We start from the raw sequence: 17,567 nt of genomic DNA, 5'->3' as shown, positions 1-17,567 counted from the left end.
TCCTGCTAGTTAAGTCTTGACCAGTTTACGATGTCTTTGAATACTCATCAATATGCCGGCGCCAAGGCCGAGTGTGATAAAGGCCGTGCCACCATAACTCATGAACGGCAACGGCACCCCGACCACGGGCAGGATGCCCGCGACCATGCCCATGTTGACAAAGGCATAGGTAAAGAAAATCATCGAGATCGCGCCGGCCAGCAGGCGCCCGAAGGTATTGGGTGCATTGGCCGCGATCATCAGGCCGCGCCCGATCAGCAGCAAGTACACGAACAGCAGGAACAGGTTGCCGATCAGGCCGAATTCTTCGGAGTACACCGAGAACACGAAGTCGGTGGTCCGTTCAGGCACGAATTCCAGGTAACCCTGCGTACCCTTCATATAGCCCTTGCCGCTCACGCCGCCCGAACCGATCGCGATGACCGACTGGATGATGTGGAAGCCCTTGCCCAGCGGGTCCGAGGTCGGATCGATCAGTGTCATCACTCGTTCGCGCTGGTAATCGTGCATCATCGACCAGCCCACCGGCAGGCCCGCCAGGCCGACCACCGTCACGGCGGCGATGGCCTTCCACGACAGGCCGGCCAGGAAGATCACGTACAGGCCCGATGACGCCACCAGCAGCGACGTGCCCAGGTCGGGCTGCTTCATGATGAACGCCACGGGAATCATCAACAGCGCGGCGGCGGCGAAGTAGTTCTTCCAGCCCGCCACCTGGGCCCGGGTCTGGAAGTACCAGGCCAGCATCAGGGGCACGCCGATCTTCATGATCTCGGACGGCTGGATGTCGATCACGCCGATGTGCAGCCAGCGCCGCGCGCCCTTCTTGATCAAGCCAAACATGGCCACGGCGAGGAGCAGCGCCACCCCGATCGTGTAGATCGGCACAGCCAGACGCATCAGCGTTTGCGGCGCGATGTTCGCGGCAATCCACATGACTGCGAACGACAGCAGGAAGTTACGGATCTGGTGCTCGACCCGATCCGGGAAATCGGCGCCGGCCGACGACATGGTAACCATGCTGATCGTGACCAGGACCGCCAAAATGAGCGTGAGTGGCAGGTCGAACACCGTGAAATACGGGCGCAGGCGCCGCCGCAGCGAGCGCCGTTCTGGAATATGGGCCATAGGTTACTCGGTTCGGGTGACGGCGGCGCTGGCCGTCTGGAGCGGCGCTGGCGCTGCTGGCGCAGGCGCCGGGGCGGCTTTCTTGACGGTGACGGGGCGCTCGCCATTCTTTGGTTCAGGCGGCGGCGCCGGGCGCTTGCCCAGGATGGCGTAGTCGAGCACCTTGCGCGCGATCGGCGCGGCCACGGCGCCGCCGAAGCCAGCATTCTCGACGACCATCGCCAGCGCGATGCGCGGTTGCTCGGCCGGCGCGAATACGGTAAACAGCGCGTTGTCGCGGTGGCGTTCATCGATCGCGTTGGCGTTGTATTTCTTGCCGCGGAGGCCGATCACCTGGGCAGTGCCGGTCTTGCCGCCGGCAGTGTACAAGGCGCCTGCAAAGGCTTTCTGGCCCGTGCCTTCGCGGATCACGCCGGCCATCGCATCCTTGATGAAGGCGATGTGCTCCGGCTTCATGGCCAGGCGCCGGGTTTCCTTCGGCACGGTCAAGGTGCGCTCGCGGGTCGCGCCGTCCTCGATCATCTTGACCAGGTGCGGCTTCATCACCACGCCGTTATTGGCCAGGATCGCGGTGGCATGGGCCAGCTGCAGCATGGTGTAGTTGTTGAAGCCCTGCCCGATCGAGACAGAAATGGTATCGCCGCCGACCCACTTCTGGGCCGCGCGATTGCGCTTGAAGCGCTCGGCCTTCCACTCCTTGGAAGGCAGCACGCCAGTCTTTTCGTGATCGAGATCGATCCCGGTCGGCTGGCCGAAGCCGAATTCGCGCATGAACTTCGAGATGTTATCGATTCCCATCTCGTTCGACAGCTGGTAGTAATAGGTGTCGCACGAGTGCGCGATCGAGTGGTACATATTGACGATGCCGTGGCCGCCCGGCTTGTCGTCGTTGAAGCGGTGCCCGCCCAGCATGAAGAAACCGGGATCGCGGATCGCATCCTGCGGCCGGCGGTAACCCATCTCGAGCGCGGCCAGCGACATGAACGGCTTGAAGGTCGATCCAGGCGGATAGGTGCCCGACAGCGGGCGGTTCATCAGCGGTTTGTCGAGCGAGGTATTGAGTTCGTTCCAGCTCTGGGTGTCGATGCCGTCGACGAACAGGTTCGGATCGAACCCGGGGCGCGACACATAGGCCAGCACGTCGCCGGTGGCCGGCTCGATTGCCACCAGGGCGCCGCGCTGGTCACCGAAGGCTTCTTCGGCGATCTTTTGCAGCTCGATGTCGATCGACAGGATCAGATTGCTGCCCGGGGTCGGCGCCGTGCGGCGCAGCGTGCGGATGGCCCGGCCGCCGGCCGACCGCTCGACCTGCTCGTAGCCGGTCTGGCCGTGCAACTGGCGCTCGTAGCGCTTTTCGACGCCTTCCTTGCCGATATGGTCGGTGCCGTTGTAGTTGGCGGCGTCGTCGCTTTCTTCCAGCGCGTCCGATTCTTTCTGGTTGATGCGGCCGATGTAGCCAATCACGTGCGAGGCTGCCTCGCCCATCGGATACTGGCGAAACAGGCGCGCCTGCACCTCGACGCCGGGAAAGCGGAAGCGCTGGGCGGTAAAGCGCGCCACTTCGTCATCGGTCAGGCGCGTGCGCAGCGGCACGCTGGCAAAGCTGCGCGACTCTTCCAGCAAGCGCTTGAAGCGGCGCCGGTCGCGCGGCTCGATCTGCACCAGCTTGGCCAGTTCGTCGATCACCGATTCCATATTCGCCTGCAATTTGGATGGCGTCAGTTCGAGCGTGTAGGCCGAGTAGTTACGGGCCAGGACCACGCCGTTGCGGTCGACGATCAGGCCACGATTGGGCACGATCGGCACCAGCGCGATGCGGTTGTCCTCGGCCTGGGCCGCGTACTGGTCATGGTGCAGCACCTGCAGCCACACGACGCGCGCGACCAGGAGGCCAAAGCAAATGAAGACCAGGCCGATCAGCACCGTCAGGCGCATCCGGAACTGGTGGATCTCGCGATCGCTGTCTTTGAATTCGGTCATGCGCTTATTGGTCGATTCGTGTCGGTCAGATCGGGCGGGTGTGGTCGCGGTCGACCGCGCGGCGCTGCGGCGCCAGCAGCAGCCAGGTGATCACCGGCCACAGGATCACCGCCACCACGCTTTCGATGAACTGCAACAGCCCCGGGAAGCGGCCCGACACCACGAAGTGCACCACCAGCTGGATCGCCTGCGCCATCAGCAGCAGCGGGAACACGTGCATGGCCTGGGTGAGCGTCGGGAACCACAGCACGCGGCGGTGGATCATGATGGCGAAGTACGACAGCAGCGTGTAGGCCAGCGCGTTTTCGCCGAGCAGGCTGGCATCGTGCACGTCCATCAGCAGGCCCATGCAGAAGGCGACGCCGATGCCGACCTTGCGCGGCTGGTGGATGCCCCAGAAGACCAGCACCAGCGCGACGAAGTCGGGCGCACCGAGCCAGCGGCCCCATGGCATCAGGTTGAGCATGAAGGCGCACACCAGGCTGAACGTGATGAACAGCGGACTGACGGGCAGCAGGATGTAATGCGGGCGGTTACCTGGCATGGCGGCTTATCGGCTTGAAGATGGTGCGACCGGCACAGGTGCGGCCGGCGTCGGTGCGGCTGGCGTCGCAGCAGCGGGCGTCGGCGCCGCGGGCGTCGTGCGTGGCGCGGCGCCAGGGGCAACCGGCGACTGTACGGCGGCCGGCGTGCCGGCTGCAGGCAACGGCGATGCCGGCAACGGCGGGGTCGGCACCGGCGCCATCGCTGGCAGCTTGCGGCGGTTGCCGCTTGGCGGCGTTTCGTGCGGCGGACGCGCCGGCAAGGCGTGGTTCGACATGATCACCAGCACCTGGCGGTTGCGGTCGATGCCGGCCAGCGGCAAGCCGACCACGCGGCCGAACGAGCCGGTCGCTTTTTCAACTTGCGTCACGCGCGCCACTGCCAGGCCGGCCGGGTACATGCCGTCCAGGCCCGACGTGACCAGCACATCGCCGACCTGGATGTCGGCATCCTGGGCCACGAAGCGCAGGTCGAGCTGACCCGAGTTGCCACGGCCGTAGACAATGCTGCGCAAACCGCTGCGCAGCACCTGCACTGGAATGGCCTGGTCCTTGTCGGTCAAGAGCGTGACTTCGGACGTGAACGGGAACACGCGCGTGACCTGGCCGACCACGCCGGCATGGTCGATCACCGGCAGGCCCGGCGTGACGTCGTCGCGCGAACCGCGGTTGATGACGATGCGGCGCGTCGAAGGATCGCGCGCGTCGTACAGGATCTCGGCCATCTGCGACTGCACGGGCAGTTGCTGCTTGCCGTCCATCAGGCGCCGCAGATGGATGTTCTCGGCCATCTGGAATTGCGCCTCCTGCAAGAGGCGGGCCTGGGCCAGCTCGTGGTTCTTCAGCACCTGCACCTGCTTTTGCAGCGTGGAGACCGACGAGAAGTAGTCGCCCATATTGCCCACCGCTTCGCGCGGCAGCATGGCGGCCATCTGCAAGGGATAGAGCACGGTGGCGGCCACGGTGCGCACCCCGGCCAGGAGCCCCATGCGGGCGTCGACCACCAGCAAAACGATCGCGATCAGCGCGAACACCGTCACCTTGACACGCGCGGGCGCGCCTTGTTTGAACAGCGGCGGAGGACTATATTCCATGAGCTCTGGTGGTGGTAACGCGGGAGTTCATATCAAGACGGGCAGTTGCGCGCAGCTTGTGACTGCGCGCCCTGCCCGTCCTGGAAGATCACGTGAGGCCTTACTCGTACGAGAAGATCGAACCGAGTTTGTCCATCCGCTCCAGCGCCATGCCCGAACCGCGCACCACGCAGGTCAGCGGATCTTCGGCCACCAGCACCGGCAGGCCGGTTTCTTCCATCAACAGGCGATCCAGGTCGCGCAGCAGCGCGCCGCCGCCGGTGAGCATCATGCCCTTCTCGGCGATGTCGGCGCCCAGCTCCGGCGGGGCTTGCTCGAGCGCGTTCTTCACGGCCGAGACGATGTTGTTGAGCGGGTCGGTCAGCGCTTCCAGGATCTCGTTGCTCGAAATCGTAAACGAGCGAGGAATGCCTTCGGACAGGTTGCGGCCCTTGACTTCCATTTCCTTGACTTCGGATCCCGGGAACGCCGAGCCGATCGCCTTCTTGATCGCTTCGGCGGTCTGCTCGCCGATCAGCATGCCGTAGTTGCGGCGGATGTAGTTGACGATGGCTTCGTCGAACTTGTCGCCGCCCACGCGCACCGAGCCCTTGTAGACCATGCCGCCCAGCGAGATGATGCCCACCTCGGTGGTGCCGCCGCCAATGTCAACGACCATCGAGCCGGTCGCTTCCGAGACCGGCAGGCCGGCACCGATGGCCGCAGCCATCGGCTCTTCAATCAGGTACACCTGCGAAGCGCCGGCGCCAAGCGCCGATTCACGGATTGCACGGCGTTCGACCTGGGTCGAACCGCATGGCACGCAAATGATGATACGTGGCGACGGGCGGAAGAACTTCGAGTCATGCACCATGCGGATGAACTGCTTGAGCATCTGTTCGGTGACGGTGAAGTCGGCGATCACGCCATCCTTCATTGGGCGGATCGCCTCGATATTGCCCGGCACCTTGCCCAGCATCTGCTTGGCTTCCTTGCCGACCGCCTGGATCGTCTTCTTGCCGTTCGGGCCACCCTCTTGACGGATCGCGACCACCGACGGCTCGTCCAGGACGATACCCAGGCCGCGTACATAGATCAGCGTATTGGCGGTACCGAGGTCAATGGCCAGGTCGTTCGAAAAATAGCTGCGTAAAAAACCAAACATGAGTGTCCTGATGCGCATCAATGTGCGCCTAAACATTGATCGGGGATTCTGTGCCGCACCTGCCAACCGAGGGCACCGCGGACTTTAATTGCGCGGTAACCATAGCTTTCGGCACGACAACGCATTAGCCCGCCATTCTACCTTATAATTTGTCGTTTACATGCTCAATACAGGTGGATTTCCCCACCGAATTGCAAGCGGTTTGCGCGATATTTGCAGGGTTTTATCAACATTAAAATGCCGTTCGCTGACAACTTGCTAACACTCATTATTCGCCCAATCACATTTTGCGCGGCCCTGGCCGCGCCATATTGCCATGTCCCTGACCCTATCTGACGTAAAACGCATTGCCAACCTGGCCCAGCTCGAGATGGATGACGCCTACGCCGAAGTCGCGCTGACCGAGCTGAACGGCATTTTCGCGCTGGCCGAGCAGATGCAGGCGGTCGACACCACCGGCGTGGCGCCGCTGGCCCAGCCGCTGTCGGCGATCCTCGCCCTGCCGCTGCGCCTGCGTAATGACGAGGTCACCGAAGAAAACCGCCGCGACGATTACCAGGCGCCGGCGCCGAAAGCGCAGGACGGTCTGTACCTGGTGCCGAAGGTCATCGAGTAATCCGCCGCCCAAGAACAGCTTACGAATCGAACAAACCATGCACAACAAGACCCTCAAGGAGCTGTCCGCGCTCCTGCACTCGAAGCAGATCTCGAGCACCGAACTGACGCGCCATTACCTCGGCCGCATCGACGCGAGCGGCCATAACGCCTTCCTGCACGTGGATCACGCGCTGTCGCTGGCACAGGCGGCTGACGCCGACGCACGCCTGGCCGCCGGCACGGCCGGCCCGCTGACCGGCGTGCCGATCGCGCACAAGGACATCTTCGTCACGCGCGACTGGCGCACGACGGCCGGCTCGAAGATGCTCAAGGGGTACGTCAGCCCGTTCGACGCCACCGTGGTCGAACGCTTCCGCACGGCCGGCATGGTCACCCTCGGCAAGGTCAATCTCGACGAGTTCGCGATGGGCTCGGCCAATGAAAACTCGGCCTACGGCGCGGTCAAGAATCCGTGGGATACGACGGCGGTGCCGGGCGGCTCGTCGGGCGGCTCGGCGGCGGCGATTGCGGCGCGCCTGGCGCCGGCGGCCACCGCCACCGACACCGGCGGCTCGATCCGCCAGCCGGCGGCGTTCTGCGGCGTCACCGGCATCAAGCCGACGTATGGCCGCGTTTCGCGCTTCGGCATGATCGCGTTCGCCTCGTCGCTCGACCAGGGCGGCCCGATCGCCCAGAGCGCCGAAGATTGCGCGCTGCTGCTGAACGAAATGATCGGCTTCGACGAGCGCGATTCGACCAGCCTCACGGTTGAACAGGGCAACGTCGCCGAGGATTACACGCGCTCGTTGAACCAGCCGTTGACCGGCCTGCGTATCGGCGTGCCGACTGAATACTTCGGCGAAGGCCTGGCAAGCGACGTCGAAGACGCCGTGCGCGCGGCGCTCGAACAGTTCGTGAAACTGGGCGCGACGCTGGTGGACATCTCGCTGCCGAAGACCGCGCTGTCGATCCCGACCTACTACATCATCGCGCCGGCCGAAGCGTCGTCGAACCTGTCGCGCTTTGACGGCGTGCGCTATGGCCACCGTGCCAGCGAGTACAAGGATCTGCAGGACATGTACCGCAAAACCCGCGCCGAAGGTTTCGGCACGGAGGTCAAGCGCCGCATCCTGGTGGGCACCTATGTGCTGTGCCACGGCTACTACGACGCCTACTACGTGCAGGCGCAAAAGATCCGGCGCCTGATCGCCGACGACTTCCAGGCCGCGTTTGCCGACAAGTGCGACGTGATCATGGGCCCGGTCGCGCCGACCGTGGCGTGGGATCTGGGCGCCAAGTCGAACGACCCGGTGGCGAACTACCTGGCCGACATTTACACGCTCTCGACGAGCCTGGCTGGCCTGCCCGGCATGTCGATCCCGTGCGGCTTCGGCGCCGGCGAGAAGAACGGCAAGCGCCCGGTCGGGCTGCAAATCATCGGCAACTACTTCGCCGAAGCCAAGCTGCTGAACATCGCGCACCAGTACCAGCTCGCGACCGATTGGCACACCCGCACGCCGGACGGCGTTTGATTCGCGCCGCTATTGAACAAAGAGAGAACACTATGCAATGGGAAGTCGTCATCGGTCTTGAGAACCACGTGCAGCTCACGACCCAATCGAAAATCTTCAGCGGCAGCGCGATTCGCTTCGGCGCCGAGCCGAACACGCAAGCCAGCCCGGTCGACCTGGCGCTGCCTGGCGTGCTGCCGGTGCTGAACCGCGGCGCGGTCGAACGCGCGATCCGTTTCGGCCTGGCGGTCGGCGGCACCATCGCGCCGGAGTCGGTCTTCGCGCGCAAGAACTACTTTTATCCCGACCTGCCGAAGGGTTACCAGATCAGCCAGTTCGCCGATCCGGTGGTCCAGGGCGGCACGCTGTCCTTCGCGTATGAAAAAGACGGCAAGCTCGAGATGAAAACGGTCAACCTGACCCGCGCCCACCTCGAGGAAGACGCCGGCAAGTCGCTGCACGAAGACTATGCGGGCATGAGCGGCATCGACCTCAATCGCGCCGGCACGCCGCTGCTCGAGATCGTGTCCGAGCCCGAAATGCGCAGCGCCGCCGAAGCGGTGGCGTACGCGAAGGCGATGCACTCGCTGGTGATGTGGCTGGGCGTTTGCGACGGCAATATGCAAGAAGGTTCGTTCCGCTGCGACGTCAACGTCTCGGTGCGCCCGGTGGGCCAGCAAGAATTCGGCACGCGCTGCGAGATCAAGAATCTGAACTCGTTCCGCTTCATGGAAGAAGCGATCCACTACGAAGTGCGGCGCCAGATCGAACTGATCGAAGACGGCGGCAAGGTCATTCAGGCCACGCGCCTGTGGGACCCGGACCGCAAAGAGACGCGTTCGATGCGCACCAAGGAAGACGCGCAGGATTACCGCTACTTCCCCGACCCCGACCTGCCGCCGCTGGCGATCGGCCAGGACTGGATCGACCGCGTGAAAGCCGGGATGCCCGAACTGCCAGGCGCCATGCGCGCGCGCTTCACGGGCGAATACGGGCTGCCGGAATACGACAGCCTGGTGCTCACATCATCGCAGACGATGGCGACGTACTACGAAGCGGTGGTGGCGAAAGCGGGCAAGGAAAACGCGAAGTCGGCGGCGAACTGGATGATGGGCGACGTCTCTTCAACTTTGAACCGCGAAGGCGTCGAGCTGCAGGCGTCGCCGGTAAGCGCGGTGCAACTCGCGCTGTTATTGAAGCGCATTGCCGATGGCACGATCTCGAACAAGGCCGCGAAAGAAGTCTTTGGCGCGATGTGGGATGCGAAATCGTCTGACGACAATCTGGCGGACACCGTGATCGACCAGAAGGGCCTGAAGCAGATTTCGGACACGGGCGCGCTGGAAGCCATTGTCGACGAAGTGCTGGCCGCCAACGCCAAATCCGTCGAACAATACCGCGCCGGCAAAGAAGCCGCGATCAACGCGCTGATTGGCCAGGCGATGAAAGCCTCGAAAGGCAAGGCCAACCCGGCGCAAGTGACAGAGCTGCTGAAGCAGAAGCTGGCCAGCTAAATCCGGCACATCGACCATCAAAGCACAATTAGGGTCAGAGTAGAATTGTTGAGCAATTTCCCACAATTGCCGGCAATTCGACTCCGACCCTCATTACTTTTTAGTTAAAGCAATTGCCCATTCCGGGCACTCTGTCCCCACTTATCTTCCCACCGTGAGAAATTGCTCAACAATTCGACACTGACCCCATGGGAGCGGGCGGTCGAAACTGTCGGTGAGGCAGGAAAATTGAGGGCGATTCCTGGTCAAGTCAGTGAATCACCTAGAGATATGCTGAGTAGAAAATAAAACGGTTCCCACCCGCAAATAAACAATGAGGGTCGGAGTCGACTTGTTTGACAACTCTAGAAAATTGTCCAATAAGTCGACTCCGACCCCAATTAATTTGCAAGAATTTCCGCCAATCTAAATTAGGGTCGGAGTCGAATTGTTTGACAACTTTAGGTAATTGCCCAATAAAGCTACTCTGACCCTAATTGTTGGGCTATTGCTTTTGGATGCCGTAGCGGGTGCGGTAGGCGGAGACGGCGTCTTTGTGTTGCGCCAGACGGGCGTCCGCGGTGTGGGTGTCGAGGTAGGTGAAGAGGTCGGCGAGGTTGGCGATCGAGATCACCGGGATGTTGAATTCGCGTGAGACTTCCTGTACGGCTGACAGCTCCGACAGTGCCTCATCCGCGCCCGAGCGCTCCATGCGGTCGAGCGCGATCAGCACCGCGGCCGGTTCGGCGCCGGCGGCGCGGATCATGGCGACCGATTCGCGCACCGAAGTGCCAGCGCTGATCACATCGTCGATGATGACGACCTTGCCCTGCAGCTTGGCGCCGACGATCGTGCCACCTTCGCCGTGGTCTTTCGCTTCCTTGCGGTTATAGGCGTACGACGTGTCACGGCCTTTTGCGGCCAGCGCCACGGCAGTTGCGCTGGCCAGCGTGATACCTTTGTAGGCCGGGCCGAACAGCATGTCGAACTCCACGCCCGAGTCGAGCAGCGTCTGAGCGTAGAACTGGGCGAGCTTGCCCAGCGTGGCGCCGTCGTGGAACAGGCCGGCGTTGAAGAAGTATGGCGACAGGCGCCCGGCCTTGGTCGTGAATTGGCCGAACTTCAATACTTCGGCCTCGACCGAAAACCCGATGAATTGCTGGCGCAGATCAGTCATGCACTTCTCCCTGAATGTCGAAAGCGGCTATTTTAATCGCTCGAGGCCATGCCTGCGACGACCCGTATCGCTTCGGCCCCGTTGAGCGGCTTGACCAGGTGCGCGGCGAACCCGCTGGCCTGGCTGCGCGCACGGTCGGCGGCCTGGCCATAGCCAGTGAGTGCTATCAGGCGGCACGACCGCCCGGCCGGTAGCGCACGGATGCGGGCCGCAAGCTGATAGCCGTCCAGCACCGGCAGGCCGATGTCGAGCAGCGCGACGTCGGGCCTGAAGCGTTCGATCGCGGCCAGCGCCGTCACCGGGTCGTAATACACTTCGACCGTGTGGCCGTGCGCCTTCAACAGGTGCGCCAGCGTGTCGGCGCCGTCGGCATTGTCGTCCACTACCAGCACCCGCTGCGGCGCGCTGTCCATCGCCGGCGCAGCCGCGACGGCGGCCGGCACGGCCATTTTCGCCAGGCCGTGCAGCGGCAAGCGCACCACGAATTCGCTACCCAGACCCCGCCCCTCGCTGCGCGCCTGCACGCTGCCGCCATGCAGTTCGACGATGTTCCTGACCAGCGCCAGCCCAATCCCGAGCCCGCCCTCGGCGCGGTCGATGCTGCGTTTGCCCTGGAAGAACAGCTCGAATACCTGGTCGCGCATCTCGGGCGCGAGGCCAATGCCGGTGTCACGCACGCTGATCTCGACCGCGTCTGCGCCGTCCTGCCGCACGCGCAGCCAGATCCAGCCGCCCGGTTCGGTGTAGCGCGCTGCATTGGTGAGCAGGTTCGACACCACCTGCACCAGCCGCGCCGGATCGCCGTCCCAGACCAGGCCCGGTTCGACGTCGACCTCGAGATGGTGACGGCGCTGCTCGATCAGCAGGCTCGCCATTTCAAGCGCGCGATCCGTCACCTGCGTCAGCTCGACGCGCTCGAACTTCAGTTCGATCTTGCCGCGCGTGACGCGCGAGACGTCGAGCAGGTCATCCACCAGCCGCACCAGATGGTCGACCTGGCGCTGGATGATTTCGCCCTCGCGGCCGTATGAGCTGTCCTTGCGCATGCGCATCAGCTGCAGCGCAGTGACGATCGGCGACAGCGGATTGCGCAACTCGTGGCCCAGCATCGCCAAAAATTCATCCTTGGCCTGACTGGCCGCGCCCAGATCGACCAGCAACTGCTCGCGCTCGCGCGCCGCCTGCTCGATCGCCAGGCGGCTGCGTACGTGCTCGGTCACGTCGACGGCGACGACGATCACGCCTTCTGGCCGGCCGTCCAGGTCCATCAACGGCTCCAGGCTGAACTTGAAGAAGTGCTCGACCGTCTGTCCTTGCGCATCCAGCCGCGTGACGGGCAGTTCGTCTTCCTGGTACGAGGCGCCGCTGGCGTACACGCGGGCAATCGCTGCCGCCACGCCGCCGCCACCCAGGTGCGGGAAGGCTTCGTCGAAGGTCTGGCCGATCATGTCGCTGGTGTCGATCAGATCGCGGTAGCGGTTGTTCACCAGCCGGAAGCGCAGCTCGGGCCCCATCAACAAGGCCGCAGCCACAGGCGCGCCCATCAGCATGGCGTCGCGCTGGGCCAGCGCCTGATCGCGCTCATGGCGCTCGGACGCATCGCGCGTGAAGCAGCGCGTGTAGCGCAGCTGGCCATCGACGAAGTGCCCGTTCGAGTGAATGAGCACATGCTTGATCGAGCCATCCTTGCAGCGCAGGCGCGCCGGCTGGTCATACAGTGCGCCGCCGGCCAGCAGCGTCGTGAGGATGTAGCCGATCGTGGCCGGATCCTCGTGGAAGTCGGCGATGTGACGCCCGACGTAGTCTTCCCAGCCGTAGCCGAGCATCTGCAATTCGGCGCGGTTGGCCCACAAGATGGTGCCGTCCGGGCCGACGCGGTGCAGCCCCTCGACCGCGTTTTCCACGAAGTCGTACAGTTCGGCAGCCGTGGCGTCATCGTGCTGGCGCACGCCGGAAGCGACGACGCCCGCTGAGAGCGGTTGGTCAGGATTCATGGACTCGGAAAGAAGGAAATGCGGCATGCCATCGGGGCAAAGGGGAGTCCGTAGTGTAACAGATCGTTGCCATCCATCAGCACCCCGCCCCGAAAAGCAACAGACCGGCGGCCTGACGAGGGGGTGCAAAACGCGCTACACTGCCCGACTGTTGCCGGGTCCCGACGCGGACTGGCCCCTCCTTGACCTGCCTGACGATTACATGCCACGAATTATCTCCGCAAACCTCAACGGTATCCGTTCCGCCCACAAGAAGGGCTTCTTCGAGTGGCTGGCCACGCAAGATGCCGACTACATCTGCGTGCAAGAGCTCAAGGCCCAGGAAGCCGACATGACCGAAGACTTCCTGCGCCCGCACGGCTACCACGGGCGATTTCACTATGCCGAAAAAAAGGGCTATTCGGGCACCGGCGTCTACAGCCGCACCGAACCCCATCAGCACCGCATCGGCTTCGGGTGCCTGGAGTTCGACGCCGAAGGCCGCTACACGCGCTGCGACTTCGGCAACCTCACCATCATCTCGGTCTACTGCCCATCCGGCTCCTCGTCGCCCGAGCGCCAGCTGGCCAAGTTCCGCTTCATGGAAGTCTTCCTGCCGCATCTGCAAGCGCTGCAGGCCGAGGGCCGCGAAGTCGTCATCTGCGGTGACTGGAATATCGCGCACAAAGAGATCGACCTGAAGAACTGGAAAGGCAACCTGAAGAACTCGGGCTTCCTGCCGGAAGAACGCGCGTGGATGACGCGCATCTTCGATGAACTTGGCATGGTCGACGTGCACCGTGGCCTGGATGCGCGCCCCGACCAGTACACCTGGTGGAGCAACCGCGGCCAGGCGTATGCAAAGAACGTCGGCTGGCGCATCGATTACCACGTGGCCACGCCCGGCATCGCGGCGCGGGCGAAAACAGTCTCGATCTACAAGGACGTGAAGTTCTCGGACCACGCCCCGCTCATCATCGACTACGAGGCTTGATCAAACGGCCGGCCAGTCGAGATCGAAGCGGCTGGCAAAGCTGCGCGGCTGGCGCGTCAGCGGATCGTCGAACGCGATGGCGCGTGCCAGCAGCCGTAGCGGCGCATTGAAATCGTCGCTGCCGCACGGCCGCGCCACCGGGTAAAAACTGTCGCCGACAATGGGCACGCCCAGCGACGACAAGTGCAGGCGCAACTGGTGCTTGCGCCCCGTGTGCGGATGCAGCCTGTAGCGCGCCAGGTCGCCGCGCTGCTCGATCACTTCGATCAGCGTTTCGGAATTGGGCTCGCCCGCCACTTCTTCGCTGAGAAAAAACTGCGCCGCATCCTGCATGCGGCTGCGGTACGTGAACGGCAGCGCGCGATCGCGCAGCACTGGCGCGATCGCCTCGTAGGTTTTTGTGACCACCCGCTTCTGGAACATCGACTGGTAGGCGCCGCGCGATGCCGGGTTGTGCGAAAAGATCACCACGCCCGCCGTCTCGCGGTCGAGCCGGTGAATCGGCACCAGGTCCGGCATGCCATACCTGCGCTTCAGCCGCACCAGCAGCGTCTCTTTCAAAAAACGCCCGGTCGGGATGGTCGGCAGAAAATGGGGCTTGTCGGCGACCAGGATGTGCGCATCCTGGAACAGCACCTGCTCTGCAAACGGGATCGGCGTCTCGGGCGTGTCAAGTTCGCGGTAGTACCAGATGCGCATGCCCTGGCGCACTGGCGTATCGAATGCTACCCGCGCGCCCTTGGCATCGACGACGTCGCCGCGCTCGAGGCGCGCGGCCCAGGATTGCAGCGGCACGTCGGGGAAGCGTTCGGATAGAAAACGCAGCATGCCGCCGGCGCGCGTCTCGGTCAGCCACAGATAGCTGGGCGCGACGCCGTCACGCATGGGCAGCGGGACGACCGCATTGGCTTCGGCCTGGCGGCCCCTGGCACTACTGCCCATCAGCGCCTCACTTCAACGCAGCGCTCTTGTACGCCGGCAGCTTGGCGACCGTCGTGTTCCTGGCGCGTGCGTACAGCGGCAGCAGCACGTTCATGTGCGCTTCCATGTCCTTGATACGCGTGTCGCCGCCCGGGTGGGTCGACAGGATTTCCATCGGCGCGCTCTGGTTCAGCGTGGCCATCTTGCGCCACAGGACAATGCCGGCGCGCGGGTCGTACCCGGCGCGCGACGAGATATCCAGGCCCACCAGGTCGGCCTCGCGCTCTTCGTCGCGTGAGAACTTCAGCACCAGCATGCTGCCCAGGCCATTGGCGGCGGTGGCGGTCAGGTTGGGGTCGACGCCGAAGATGCCCGACAACAGGGCGCCGCCGACACGCGCGCCGAGCGCTGTGACGTTGGTCTTGGCCAGGCGCTCGCGCCCGTGTTCACGCAGCGCGTGCGCGATCTCGTGGCCCATGATGGCCGCGACTTCGTCGTCGGTCAGCTGCAGTTTGCTGATGATGCCGGTGTAAAATCCAATGCGGCCGCCCGGCATGCAGAAGGCGTTCACTTCGTCGGATTGGATCAGGTTGACCTGCCAGTCCCACTTGCTCGCGGCCGGGTTCCAGCGCGGTGTGAACGGGATGATGCGCTGGGCGATCGTGCGCAGGCGTTTGAGTTGCGGATCGGTGGTGGCGGCCAGCACGCCCTTCTGCTTGGCCTGGCTCATCATCTCGGTGTACTGCAGGCGCGCGGCCTCGTTGACCTGTTCTTCGGGTGCGAGCACGCGCATGCGCGAGAGCGGCTTGACCTCGATGCCATCCTGGACGACGACGCCGGCCTCCTGCCCCGCGGCCAGGCCAGTTGCGGCGAACAGGGTGAGGCAGACGGCGAGTTGTTTTAGTTTGATCATCTTGGCTCCAGCCGGCTGTTGTTGGCAGCACGGCTTTTCAGAATAGGTTGACAAGGGCGACACGCCCGCGTGGAATCGACGTGAGCATGCCCCATCCGCCATACCCGTTCAAGCCGCCAACGCACATAACGTGGCATGTTGTTGGCGTCGTTTCCTTCGTTGGCCTTCAAACCGCCGCTCCCGCGGAGGCGGGAGCCCAAGTCTGCGTGCGTTGCGAATGTGTTCGCTGTCTATACGGCGCGTAGTACTTGGATTCCCGCCTCCGCGGGAATGACGGTTTTACGGCTAACTGCTCTCGGAAATACCCTTACGCCGCTGGCGGCCCTTTTTTACGCAAGCGGAATACCGCCATGCTCCCGCGCAGGTTCGGCAGGAACTTGACCACCTTGCCGTCGGCCAGCGCCACGCATTCCAGCACTTCCAGGCCGCATTCCACCGCCAGTTCCTGGAAATCGTAGATGGTTGCGCAGCGCACGTTCGGCGTGTCGTACCACTGGTATGGCAGCGCGCGCGAGACCGGCATGCGCCCGCGCAGCAGCGCCAGGCGGTGCGGCCAGTGCGCGAAGTTCGGGAACGAGACGATCGCCTCATGGCCCACGCGCACGATGTCGCGCAGCAGGCCTTCGACATGCTGCATCATCTGCAGGGAGTTCAGGCACAGCACGGTGTCGAACGTGTTGTCGCCGAAGAGTCCCAGGCCCTTCTCCATATCGTGCTGGATCACGTTGATCCCGCGCTCGGTGCTCTCGAGTACCTTGTCGTCGGCGATCTCGATGCCGTAGCCCGAGCAGTGCTTGCCCGATTCGAGATAGCGCAGCATGGCGCCGTCGCCGCAGCCGACGTCGAGCACGTGGGCGCGCTCGCCCACCCAGTGCGCGATAAAGGCGAGGTCTGGCCGCAGCGTATTGAGGTCGGCGAAATTCATGCGGCCTCCGCTTCGGTGATGACGGCATCGGCGGCCAGTTCAAGCTCGATGCGGTCGTAGTAGGCGCGCACCACGTTCATGTAGCGCGCATCTTCGAGCAAAAAGGCGTCATGGCCGTGCGGCGCATCGATCTCAGCGTAGGTGACGCGGCGCCGGTTGCTGATCAATGCTTCGACGATCTCGCGGCTGCGCTCGGGCGAGAAGCGCCAGTCGGTACTGAACGACGCAATCAGGAATTGCGCCTTCGTGCCGGCCAGCGCTTTTTCGAGATTGCCGTCGTGCTCGCGCGCCGGATCGAAGTAGTCGAGCGCCTTGGTGATCAGCAGGTACGTATTGGCGTCGAAGTATTCCGAGAACTTGTCGCCCTGGTAGCGCAGGTACGATTCGATCTCGAAGTCCACGCCGAAGTCGAAGTTGTAATCATTGGTTTCGGCCGCGTTGCGCAGCTTGCGGCCGAACTTCTCGGCCATGTCGTCGTTCGACAGATACGTGATATGGCCGACCATGCGCGCCACTTTCAGGCCGTTCTTCGGCACCACGCCGTGTTCGTAGAAGTCGCCGCCATGGTAATCGGGGTCGGTCAGGATGGCCTGGCGCGCGACGTCGTTGAAGGCGATGTTCTGCGCCGAGAGCTTGGGCGTGGAGGCGATCACGATGCAGTGGCGCAGGCGCTCGGGGAACTTGATGCTCCACGAGAGGGCCTGCATGCCGCCCAGCGAGCCGCCCATCACGGCGGCAAACTGCTTGATGCCCAGGCGATCGGCCAGCAGCGCTTGCGCCGCCACCCAGTCTTCCACCGTCACCAGCGGAAAGGCCGCGCCGTACGGCTTGCCGGTGGCCGCGTTCACGTGCATCGGGCCGGTCGAACCGAAGCACGAGCCGAGGTTGTTGACGCCGATGACGAAGAAGCGGTCGGTGTCCACGGGTTTGCCCGGACCGACCATATTGTCCCACCAGCCCGCGCTCTTGGGCGCGGCGTAGTGGCCGGCGACGTGGTGCGACGCGTTCAGGGCGTGGCAGACCAGCACCGCGTTGGATTTGTCGGCGTTGAGCGTGCCATAGGTTTCATACATCAGCGTGTAGTCGCTGAGCTGGGCGCCGCTTTGCAGGCGCAGCGGCTCGGCGAAGTGCATCGCCTGCGGTGTGACTATTCCAAGAGAGCCCATGGGGGTGTT

General features: G+C 63.8%; 15 protein-coding genes. 4 read left to right on the top strand and 11 right to left on the bottom strand.

Translation table 11 applies throughout. The features are described from left to right. Positions 1-9: 9 nt before the first annotated feature. The 5 genes from rodA to AB2N08_RS21010 form a co-directional block, all read right to left on the bottom strand. On the bottom strand, positions 10-1,128 hold the full coding sequence (gene rodA / locus AB2N08_RS21030) for a rod shape-determining protein RodA (RefSeq protein WP_367612855.1): 1,119 nt from the start codon (positions 1,126-1,128) through the stop codon (positions 10-12). Between the two features lie 3 nt (positions 1,129-1,131). Beyond that, entirely contained in the window at positions 1,132-3,108 is a 1,977-nt protein-coding gene (gene mrdA / locus AB2N08_RS21025) for a penicillin-binding protein 2 (RefSeq protein ID WP_367612854.1), read from the bottom strand. Positions 3,109-3,133: 25 nt separating this feature from the next. Next, positions 3,134-3,652, bottom strand: coding sequence for a rod shape-determining protein MreD (mreD, locus tag AB2N08_RS21020; protein WP_367612853.1), 519 nt, complete (start codon positions 3,650-3,652; stop codon positions 3,134-3,136). Between the two features lie 6 nt (positions 3,653-3,658). After that, on the bottom strand, positions 3,659-4,744 hold the full coding sequence (mreC, locus tag AB2N08_RS21015; RefSeq protein ID WP_367612852.1) for a rod shape-determining protein MreC: 1,086 nt from the start codon (positions 4,742-4,744) through the stop codon (positions 3,659-3,661). Positions 4,745-4,844: 100 nt separating this feature from the next. Further along, positions 4,845-5,888, bottom strand: a complete 1,044-nt coding sequence (locus AB2N08_RS21010) for a rod shape-determining protein (protein WP_020656353.1) — start codon at positions 5,886-5,888, stop codon at positions 4,845-4,847. Between the two features lie 316 nt (positions 5,889-6,204). Here AB2N08_RS21010 and gatC point away from each other — a divergent pair, with 316 nt between their 5' ends. Genes gatC through gatB form a run of 3 tightly spaced genes read left to right on the top strand, consistent with a single transcriptional unit; the run spans position 6,205 to position 9,510 of the window. Then, positions 6,205-6,504 carry an Asp-tRNA(Asn)/Glu-tRNA(Gln) amidotransferase subunit GatC gene (gatC, locus tag AB2N08_RS21005; protein WP_367612851.1) on the top strand — a complete coding sequence of 100 codons (300 nt, stop codon included), beginning with the start codon at positions 6,205-6,207 and terminating at the stop codon, positions 6,502-6,504. 37 nt (positions 6,505-6,541) lie between these two features. After that, positions 6,542-8,017 carry an Asp-tRNA(Asn)/Glu-tRNA(Gln) amidotransferase subunit GatA gene (gatA, locus tag AB2N08_RS21000; RefSeq protein WP_367612850.1) on the top strand — a complete coding sequence of 492 codons (1,476 nt, stop codon included), beginning with the start codon at positions 6,542-6,544 and terminating at the stop codon, positions 8,015-8,017. Between the two features lie 32 nt (positions 8,018-8,049). Next, positions 8,050-9,510: an Asp-tRNA(Asn)/Glu-tRNA(Gln) amidotransferase subunit GatB gene (gatB, locus tag AB2N08_RS20995; RefSeq protein ID WP_367612849.1), complete on the top strand. Its 1,461-nt coding sequence runs from the start codon at positions 8,050-8,052 to the stop codon at positions 9,508-9,510. A 484-nt stretch (positions 9,511-9,994) separates the two neighbouring features. Here the strand turns inward: gatB and pyrE are convergent, their stop codons facing one another. Both pyrE and AB2N08_RS20985 read right to left on the bottom strand, forming a co-directional pair. Then, positions 9,995-10,666: an orotate phosphoribosyltransferase gene (pyrE, locus tag AB2N08_RS20990; RefSeq protein WP_367612848.1), complete on the bottom strand. Its 672-nt coding sequence runs from the start codon at positions 10,664-10,666 to the stop codon at positions 9,995-9,997. A gap of 32 nt (positions 10,667-10,698) precedes the next feature. Beyond that, positions 10,699-12,660, bottom strand: a complete 1,962-nt coding sequence (locus AB2N08_RS20985) for a hybrid sensor histidine kinase/response regulator (RefSeq protein ID WP_367612847.1) — start codon at positions 12,658-12,660, stop codon at positions 10,699-10,701. 202 nt (positions 12,661-12,862) lie between these two features. Between AB2N08_RS20985 and AB2N08_RS20980 the strand changes: the two genes are divergently transcribed. Beyond that, complete coding sequence (locus AB2N08_RS20980) at positions 12,863-13,633, top strand: exodeoxyribonuclease III (protein WP_367612846.1); 771 nt, start codon at positions 12,863-12,865, stop codon at positions 13,631-13,633. On the opposite strand, the gene AB2N08_RS20975 is transcribed toward AB2N08_RS20980, so the two are convergent. From AB2N08_RS20975 to metX, 4 genes are all read right to left on the bottom strand, one after another. Further along, entirely contained in the window at positions 13,634-14,575 is a 942-nt protein-coding gene (locus tag AB2N08_RS20975) for a pseudouridine synthase (RefSeq protein ID WP_367612845.1), read from the bottom strand. It lies immediately after the preceding gene. Between the two features lie 7 nt (positions 14,576-14,582). Then, positions 14,583-15,467, bottom strand: coding sequence for a M48 family metallopeptidase (locus AB2N08_RS20970; protein ID WP_367612844.1), 885 nt, complete (start codon positions 15,465-15,467; stop codon positions 14,583-14,585). Between the two features lie 307 nt (positions 15,468-15,774). Beyond that, entirely contained in the window at positions 15,775-16,392 is a 618-nt protein-coding gene (gene metW / locus AB2N08_RS20965) for a methionine biosynthesis protein MetW (protein ID WP_367612843.1), read from the bottom strand. Next, the gene (gene metX, locus AB2N08_RS20960) at positions 16,389-17,558 is read right to left on the bottom strand and encodes a homoserine O-succinyltransferase MetX (RefSeq protein WP_367612842.1); all 1,170 of its coding nucleotides are present in this window, start codon (positions 17,556-17,558) and stop codon (positions 16,389-16,391) included. The genes metW and metX overlap by 4 nt, the downstream gene beginning before the upstream one ends. Positions 17,559-17,567 lie beyond the last annotated feature (9 nt).

The sequence above is a fragment of the Massilia aurea genome (assembly GCF_040790145.1).
In the GTDB taxonomy this organism is placed as follows: domain Bacteria; phylum Pseudomonadota; class Gammaproteobacteria; order Burkholderiales; family Burkholderiaceae_D; genus Telluria; species Telluria aurea_C.
Note: the sequence above shows the minus strand (reverse complement) of the source record. Positions and strands in the feature narration are given on the sequence as shown.

Bases quoted from the DNA above. Each gene is read 5' to 3' on its own strand.
- rodA (WP_367612855.1), bottom strand. From the start codon at position 1,128: ATGGCCCATATTCCAGAACGGCGCTCGCTGCGGCGGCGCCTGCGCCCG.
- mrdA (WP_367612854.1), bottom strand. From the start codon at position 3,108: ATGACCGAATTCAAAGACAGCGATCGCGAGATCCACCAGTTCCGGATG.
- mreD (WP_367612853.1), bottom strand. From the start codon at position 3,652: ATGCCAGGTAACCGCCCGCATTACATCCTGCTGCCCGTCAGTCCGCTG.
- mreC (WP_367612852.1), bottom strand. From the start codon at position 4,744: ATGGAATATAGTCCTCCGCCGCTGTTCAAACAAGGCGCGCCCGCGCGT.
- AB2N08_RS21010 (WP_020656353.1), bottom strand. From the start codon at position 5,888: ATGTTTGGTTTTTTACGCAGCTATTTTTCGAACGACCTGGCCATTGAC.
- gatC (WP_367612851.1), top strand. From the start codon at position 6,205: ATGTCCCTGACCCTATCTGACGTAAAACGCATTGCCAACCTGGCCCAG.
- gatA (WP_367612850.1), top strand. From the start codon at position 6,542: ATGCACAACAAGACCCTCAAGGAGCTGTCCGCGCTCCTGCACTCGAAG.
- gatB (WP_367612849.1), top strand. From the start codon at position 8,050: ATGCAATGGGAAGTCGTCATCGGTCTTGAGAACCACGTGCAGCTCACG.
- pyrE (WP_367612848.1), bottom strand. From the start codon at position 10,666: ATGACTGATCTGCGCCAGCAATTCATCGGGTTTTCGGTCGAGGCCGAA.
- AB2N08_RS20985 (WP_367612847.1), bottom strand. From the start codon at position 12,660: ATGAATCCTGACCAACCGCTCTCAGCGGGCGTCGTCGCTTCCGGCGTG.
- AB2N08_RS20980 (WP_367612846.1), top strand. From the start codon at position 12,863: ATGCCACGAATTATCTCCGCAAACCTCAACGGTATCCGTTCCGCCCAC.
- AB2N08_RS20975 (WP_367612845.1), bottom strand. From the start codon at position 14,575: ATGGGCAGTAGTGCCAGGGGCCGCCAGGCCGAAGCCAATGCGGTCGTC.
- AB2N08_RS20970 (WP_367612844.1), bottom strand. From the start codon at position 15,467: ATGATCAAACTAAAACAACTCGCCGTCTGCCTCACCCTGTTCGCCGCA.
- metW (WP_367612843.1), bottom strand. From the start codon at position 16,392: ATGAATTTCGCCGACCTCAATACGCTGCGGCCAGACCTCGCCTTTATC.
- metX (WP_367612842.1), bottom strand. From the start codon at position 17,558: ATGGGCTCTCTTGGAATAGTCACACCGCAGGCGATGCACTTCGCCGAG.